Origin of the sequence: Castellaniella sp., from assembly GCF_041677825.1 — a bacterium.
Classification (GTDB): Bacteria; Pseudomonadota; Gammaproteobacteria; order Burkholderiales; family Burkholderiaceae_B; genus Castellaniella.
On the sequence record NZ_JBAYPG010000002.1, the window covers coordinates 196023 to 202426 of the forward strand.

The 6404-nt window shown below is 58.1% G+C and carries 7 protein-coding genes; 5 read left to right on the top strand and 2 right to left on the bottom strand.

Annotated features, from left to right (window positions below; translation table 11 throughout):
• Nucleotides 1-21: 21 nt before the first annotated feature.
• Together WCY17_RS01925 and WCY17_RS01930 are read right to left on the bottom strand one after the other, a co-directional pair.
• Nucleotides 22-165, bottom strand: a complete 144-nt coding sequence (locus WCY17_RS01925) for a hypothetical protein (RefSeq protein ID WP_372700474.1) — start codon at nucleotides 163-165, stop codon at nucleotides 22-24.
• Complete coding sequence (locus WCY17_RS01930) at nucleotides 162-1394, bottom strand: MFS transporter (protein WP_372700488.1); 1233 nt, start codon at nucleotides 1392-1394, stop codon at nucleotides 162-164. The genes WCY17_RS01925 and WCY17_RS01930 overlap by 4 nt, the downstream gene beginning before the upstream one ends.
• A gap of 261 nt (nucleotides 1395-1655) precedes the next feature.
• Here WCY17_RS01930 and WCY17_RS01935 point away from each other — a divergent pair, with 261 nt between their 5' ends.
• The 5 genes from WCY17_RS01935 (at nucleotide 1656) to WCY17_RS01955 (ending at nucleotide 5930) form a co-directional block, all read left to right on the top strand.
• Nucleotides 1656-3092 carry a PLP-dependent aminotransferase family protein gene (locus WCY17_RS01935; RefSeq protein ID WP_372700475.1) on the top strand — a complete coding sequence of 479 codons (1437 nt, stop codon included), beginning with the start codon at nucleotides 1656-1658 and terminating at the stop codon, nucleotides 3090-3092.
• Nucleotides 3085-4017 (top strand): alpha/beta fold hydrolase, encoded by a 933-nt coding sequence (locus tag WCY17_RS01940; RefSeq protein WP_372700476.1) that lies wholly within the window; start codon nucleotides 3085-3087, stop codon nucleotides 4015-4017. The genes WCY17_RS01935 and WCY17_RS01940 overlap by 8 nt, the downstream gene beginning before the upstream one ends.
• 63 nt (nucleotides 4018-4080) lie before the next feature.
• Nucleotides 4081-4596 carry a DinB family protein gene (locus tag WCY17_RS01945; protein ID WP_372700489.1) on the top strand — a complete coding sequence of 172 codons (516 nt, stop codon included), beginning with the start codon at nucleotides 4081-4083 and terminating at the stop codon, nucleotides 4594-4596.
• Nucleotides 4597-4604: 8 nt separating this feature from the next.
• Nucleotides 4605-5366: an SDR family NAD(P)-dependent oxidoreductase gene (locus tag WCY17_RS01950; protein ID WP_372700477.1), complete on the top strand. Its 762-nt coding sequence runs from the start codon at nucleotides 4605-4607 to the stop codon at nucleotides 5364-5366.
• 408 nt (nucleotides 5367-5774) lie between these two features.
• The gene (locus WCY17_RS01955) at nucleotides 5775-5930 is read left to right on the top strand and encodes a hypothetical protein (protein WP_372700478.1); all 156 of its coding nucleotides are present in this window, start codon (nucleotides 5775-5777) and stop codon (nucleotides 5928-5930) included.
• The last annotated feature ends 474 nt before the right edge of the window (nucleotides 5931-6404 follow it).

Below are 6404 nucleotides of genomic sequence, written 5' to 3' on the forward strand. Positions count from 1 at the left end.
GGTCGCTGACAGGGCGCCACTTCATCCACAACCGTAAGTTCCCCATGTCAGATTCATCAGCAGGTCAATATCCAGCCAGCTTTCAAACACCTGGATCAAGGCCCAGGCCACTGACAAGGCTGCCAGAACCTTTGCACAAGTACGCAGACTTGCGACCAGGCTCATGAGGGCACCACTTTCAAACGAGCGCCCGTGGACTGCACAACCGGCGTATCATCGATCAAACCATGGATGATTGCCGAAAAACAGCCAACGGCGAGGGTGGCTGCCCAGAGCCAGTCGTAGGACTGCGTTCGTTCATACACCCAGGCGCCCAGCCATACGCTGAAGAACCCGCCCACCTGATGGCCAAGAAAGACAATGCCGAACAAGGTAGCGATATAGCGCAGGCCGAAGATCCGCAGCACCAGTTCATTGGTCATCGGGGCTGTGCCCAACCACAGAAAGCCCAGGATCAGTGCAAAAGCGTAGGTGCCTGCGACAGTCACTCTCATGCCCAGAAACAGTAGCAGCGCAATGACACGCAGCGAATAGAGTCCCACCAGCAGATGCTTGGCGCGCCATATCCCGGTAGAGCGGCTGCAGAAGTATGTACCCGGCACATTGGCCAGGGCGATCAGCGCCAGGGCCGTGCCCGCCTGTTGCAGACTCAGGCCCTGCGCAAGCAGATAAGAGGGCAGATAGGTGGCAATGAATGCCAGTTGAAAGCCACAGGTGAAGAACCCCAGATTCAGCAGCCAAAAGCCTCGGTGATGCATCGCATCCCGAATGGACGCGCCGATGTGCATGCCCGCAGCCACTGCATCTGCTTGTGGACGGGCGCGCAGGACGAGCGCCAGCGGCAACGCAGCAAGAACCATCAGACTCAGGATCACGGCAGCATGCCGCCAGCCAACATGGGATAACAGATACTGAACGAAAGGAACCAGGCAGAACTGCCCGAGCCCGCCCACTGCACCAGCCACAGCCAGCGCCCAACTGCGCTGCTGCGCTTCGAAAATACGTGATAGGGCACCATAGACCGTGCCAAAGGCCATACCGGAAAGCGCAGTGCCGATCAATACGCCATTGCTCAGGATCAAATTGGCCGGCACCTGAGACCTAGCCACCAGATACAGCCCCAGCGCATAGGTCAGGATACCGGCGCACAGCACTTTGGCAGCACCAAAGCGATCTGCAATCCACCCGGTCACCGGCTGCGTCAGCCCCCAGACGAGGTTCTGCAAAGCCAGCGCGAATCCATAGGTTTCCAATGACCACCCCAGGCTGGCGCTGACCGACTGCATGAACAGCCCTTGGGTATGGCGCACTCCCAATGACAACCCCATCAGGATCCCACCGGCAAGCACAATCGCCCAGCGTGCAGGAGGTGTCAGAGTTGAATGTTCCGGCATGAACGGTCTCTCATATCGACAGTAATTTGCATTGACACTCGCCCCATTGGCCAAACGATGGAGACAGAGAGCCGATACGAATATCTTGATGGAAGAGCCATTTCGTTTGAATACACAGCGATCTTTCTTGATTGCCATACAGGCGCGCTCAAGATTGATCTGAATCATGGAAATTGATCTGATCTGTATCTTCCCGCTTTCAATCAGGCGTTTTAAAGTGACAGTCATCGCATCCCTGTATGTTTTCAATCGTGTCATGCCATGAGCCGCTATCTGGATCTCGCCAACGCGCTGGGCAGCCGCATCGAACAAGGGGCGTACAACTCCGGTGCGCGCCTGCCTTCAGTGCGCGAACTCAGCACGGAATACAGGGTCAGCCTGACTACTGTCCAGCAGGCTTACCGTTGGCTGGAGGTTGCCGGACTGGCGCAGGCCCGCCCACGATCAGGCTGGTACGTCCCAGCCACCCTGCGCCCGTCGGCGCTGCCCAGCATGGTCAGCCCCGACCCACGGCCCGTCGATCTGTCGGAATGGGGGCAGGTGCAGGACCTTCTTGAACTGGAATCCGCAAGCGAGACCGTGCAGCTTGGACGAGGCATGCCGGATGTCGAAACCCCAAGCCTGCGCCCGCTGCAGATCGCGCTTGCCCGAGAAGGACGGCATGCTGGCATCCCCAGTCTGCATTACAACGATATTCAGGGGGTTCGAGCCCTGCGCGAGGAACTGGCTCGCCTGGCTGTCGAAGCAGGCTATCGCCTCTCGCCGGATGCGCTGATCGTGACCACGGGCTGCCAGGAAGCGCTGTCCTGTGCAGTACGGGCACTGTGCGCGCCAGGCGACATCGTGGCCATTGCCTCGCCCAGCTATCACGGGATGATGCAGATCTTGAAGGAAAACGGGCTGCAGGTCTTCGAGATCCCTTCGGATCCGATCCAGGGCATCAGTCTCGAGGCACTGGAACTTGCCCTGGAGCAATGGCCAGTCAAAGCGATCCAGCTGATCCCCAATGCAAGCAATCCCCTGGGCTATATCATGCCGGAACACCGCAAACTGAAATTGCTACAACTGGCGCAACGCTTCGATATCCCGATCATCGAAGACGATATCTATGGCGATCTGGCCTATTGCTGGCCCAGGCCACACGCACTCAAGGCGCTCGACCACGAGGGCAGAGTTCTGCTGTGCAGCTCCTTTTCCAAAACTTTGGCACCCGGCCTCCGGATCGGATGGATTGCTCCTGGCCGCTATTTCGACAAAGTACTGCGCATCAAATTCACCAGTTCCGGGCCCACAGCGCCTCTGCCCCAGATAGCCGTCGCCAAATTCCTCGGTGGCGGCCATTATCCAGTGCACCTGCGCCGTATGCGACGTCAGTATCAAAGGCAGCGGGATATCATGAGTGAGTGGGTGCGCCGCTATTTTCCTTCGGGAACACGCATCAGCCACCCGCAGGGCGGATTTACCTTATGGATCGAACTGCCTGACGCTTGCGACACCCTGGCGTTGGATCCCATGCTGCGTGAACACAGTATCGCCATCGCATACGGAACCATTTTTTCGGCCAGCGGAAAATACCGTAACTGCATGCGCCTGAGTCATGCCTCAGCGTTTTCATCCCGAACCGAATGGGCCATCCAGCAAATCGGCACGATGCTCAGAACGATCATGCTGGCCAATCCTGAAGACCATCATGCCTGAATCCATCCACATCCCCGCATCCGACGGCTATCCACTGGGAGGCTTCCAGTGGCGCAACCCCATTTCCAATCTGCAGCCCGTTGCCATCATCAATTGCGCCACCTCGGTGCGCTGCCGCTATTACTCGCGCTTCGCGCAGTATCTACATGATCATGGCTGGGATGTCATTACTTACGACTACCGCGGCATTGGCGAGTCACATCCCGGTTGCCTGCGCAGATTCCGGGCTGACTGGATCGATTGGGGACAGCATGACTTCGAAGGGGTGTTGCGGTACGTGTCGCACAATTTCCCTGGTCAGCCTATCGACGTGATCGGGCACTCCATCGGCGGCTTCGTGATTGGTCTGGCTGAATCCGCACACAGTGTGCGCCGAATCTTCACCATGGGTGCCCAGTTTGCGTACTGGCGGGATTATCAACCCGAAAAACGCCCCATCATGTTCCTCAAGTGGCACATCCTGATGCCCTGCCTGGCAGTACTGCTGGGCCATGTGCCAGCCCGGAGATTGGGTTGGATGGAAGACACGCCCCAAGGCGTCGCTCTGGACTGGGCCCGCATGGCGGCCCGCTTCGAAGATTCCGTGCGCAAAGGCATCCGGACTGCGGGTGGCCAGTCCCTGGCGCTTGAGCTTGCCCGTAATTTCAAAACAGTCAGCGCTCCGATCTTGGCGCTGGGAGTCGAAGACGACCCTTATGGCACCGAAGCCGCCCTGGACAGGTTGCTGCGATATTACAGCGTCAGCGAACGCCTTCACCTGCGGCTCAGACCGACCGATTTTGGTCTGGATGCGATTGGGCATTTTGCATTTTTTCACGATCGCTTCCAGGATGTACTGTGGCCGTACGCGCTGGAGTGGTTGCGCCACGCCCGGCTGCCACAAGGCTACCCGGGGCGCCTGAAGCTCATGCCTCCAGGCTACTGACATATGAACGTACTGGACCTCATATAAAGGACTGCAATGCGAGATCTACGCCTATACGTCTTGATGGCTCACTACAATCAATGGATGAATGACAGGTTGTATCAAACCTGCGCCAAATTGAGCGACGACGAGCTCCATCTCGACATGAAGGCCTTCTTCGGCAGTATCCATGCCACACTGAACCACATTATTCTGAGCGATCGCGTATGGCTCGGACGGCTTGCGAACCAGCCTTTTCCGGTTCATTCTCTGTCTCAGCAGCTCTTTGCCGAGTTCCCCGAACTGGCACGACAGCGCCATCTGACCGATCTTGCCATCTGCCGGACCATATCCGCGCTGCAACCTGCCGACCTCGACCGTGCCGTGACTTATCGCTCTATTTCACAAGGCCACGAAACCACCCGGACATTGGACGCAATCCTGTTGCACCTATTCAATCACCAGACGCACCACCGTGGGCAAGTCACGACATTGCTGGCGCAGTTGGGCCATGATATGGGCGTCACGGACCTTATCGCATGCCCGCACGCGGCATTATCCGATCTGCCAGGCTCGTCCTGCCACAATGAATCACCATAACCACAACCATGACCAAGTCCGAACACCATCGATCCGATACACTGCTGATTACCGGTGCAAGTCGCGGCATTGGCGCGGCCACTGCCATGGCAGCTGCTCGTGCAGGATATGGCGTCGTCCTGAACTATTCTCGTCACCGCGATGCGGTAGAAGCCGTGGCAGATCAGATCCGGGGATTGAGGCGCACGGCCTACACCATCCAGGCCGATATCGGCTGCACCAAAGAGATAGGCCGCATGTTTGCGTTCATCGAGGATCGAGTGGGCCCGCTGCACGGTCTGATCAACAATGCCGGTATCACCGGGCCTATTGGGCCTTTCGAGAAAACCGAAGAAGCAATCATCGAGCAGGTATTCCGAGTCAATGTGCTGGGTGCCATGCAGTGCGCCCGTGAAGCACTCGCCAGCTTTTCTCGACATGGCGTGCGCGGTGTGATCGTGAACATCTCTTCCATCGCGGCGCGTACCGGCAGTCCAGGCGAGTATGTACACTATGCCGCCAGCAAGGCTGCGCTGGAGGCTTTCACTGCGGGCCTGGCCAAAGAGGTCGCGCCACAGGGCATTCGCGTCTGCGGGCTGGCACCGGGCAGCACCCTGACCGAAATACACGCCACAGCGGGCGAGCCCGACCGGCCCGCTCGTATCGCGCCCAGAATACCCCTGGGCCGACTGGCGGAACCTGCAGAAATAGCCGAGGCCATTATTTGGCTGGCCTCTCCAGCAGCTTCATATGTCACCGGCACCACTCTTGTGTGCGCAGGCGGACTTTGAGGCGAACTGCGGTGCAATACACCGCGCGCTCCGGCAAGGAAACCCGCAGCCCTCAGCGCAAGCCATACCAAACTCCACGGCCACTGCCGTGCTGATCAAGCGTGCCGCGCTCGACCAGCGCCCGGAAGTGCTGCTTCAGCGTCTTGCGGCTGGCCCCGGTCAGTTTGATGGCCCCGCCGATAGTGACGTGAATCGCCCCGGGAATCGCGGAGCCTGTTTGGTTAAAGTAAAACAGGCTCCGCGATTCCCCGGGGCGATTCACTCACCGGAGGCCCTGTCTTCGCGCATCCCATCAAGGGAACGCAATGGACTGGCGACCAAGAAATCAGGAAATACTGGGTAAGACCGTTGCGCCAGGCGCAGGTGCGATACCGGCGTCCCTATCAAACGCGCCACACCTATGCATCCATGATGCTGTCGGCTGGGGAGCACCCTATGTGGGTGGCGCGACAGATGGGCCACAGCAACTGGGCCATGATCATCCGGGTCTATGGAAAATGGATGCCGTCCGCCGATGACCAGGCAGGCAGCCGGGCCGAGGAAAAATTCTCGGCCACCCAATAAAAAGCGTGTCATTTATCGTGTCATTCTGAGGCTGAAACCACCCCGAATAACCCCGAAACAATGACACGCCAGAATCGCAAGCAAGTTATTGATTTTAAAAAGAAAGCTGGTGGAGGGAACGCAGACCTACCACAAAACAGTCTCAAAGCCCGCGCTCCTCGTAACTCCTTGATAATAAACACCGAAGTCATCTCGCACAACCATTTCCCACCAACCCGACCAGAGAAACGAATTTCTCCCCTGATTTCCCGGCACCGGACGAGGGTTACGGGTTTGCAGTAAAACCGGATACCTGTCGTCGAGCAGCAACAACTTCGAATCCAGTTTTCGGACGCCGGTTCGGTTCCCAAAACGGGAATCGAATTGACCTATGCCTGCCCGCCAAAAACCGTGCTGATCAGGTAGACCGTATAGCCCATGTAACAGACCAGCAGCACCGCGCCCTCGATGCGGTTGATACGTCCTGGTCCCCGG

Excerpts from the sequence above, each read along its gene's own strand:
- WCY17_RS01945 (WP_372700489.1), top strand. The coding sequence starts at position 4,081 with ATGGCTCACTACAATCAATGGATGAATGACAGGTTGTATCAAACCTGC.
- WCY17_RS01930 (WP_372700488.1), bottom strand. The coding sequence starts at position 1,394 with ATGCCGGAACATTCAACTCTGACACCTCCTGCACGCTGGGCGATTGTG.
- WCY17_RS01935 (WP_372700475.1), top strand. The coding sequence starts at position 1,656 with ATGAGCCGCTATCTGGATCTCGCCAACGCGCTGGGCAGCCGCATCGAA.
- WCY17_RS01950 (WP_372700477.1), top strand. The coding sequence starts at position 4,605 with ATGACCAAGTCCGAACACCATCGATCCGATACACTGCTGATTACCGGT.
- WCY17_RS01925 (WP_372700474.1), bottom strand. The coding sequence starts at position 165 with ATGAGCCTGGTCGCAAGTCTGCGTACTTGTGCAAAGGTTCTGGCAGCC.
- WCY17_RS01940 (WP_372700476.1), top strand. The coding sequence starts at position 3,085 with ATGCCTGAATCCATCCACATCCCCGCATCCGACGGCTATCCACTGGGA.
- WCY17_RS01955 (WP_372700478.1), top strand. The coding sequence starts at position 5,775 with ATGATGCTGTCGGCTGGGGAGCACCCTATGTGGGTGGCGCGACAGATG.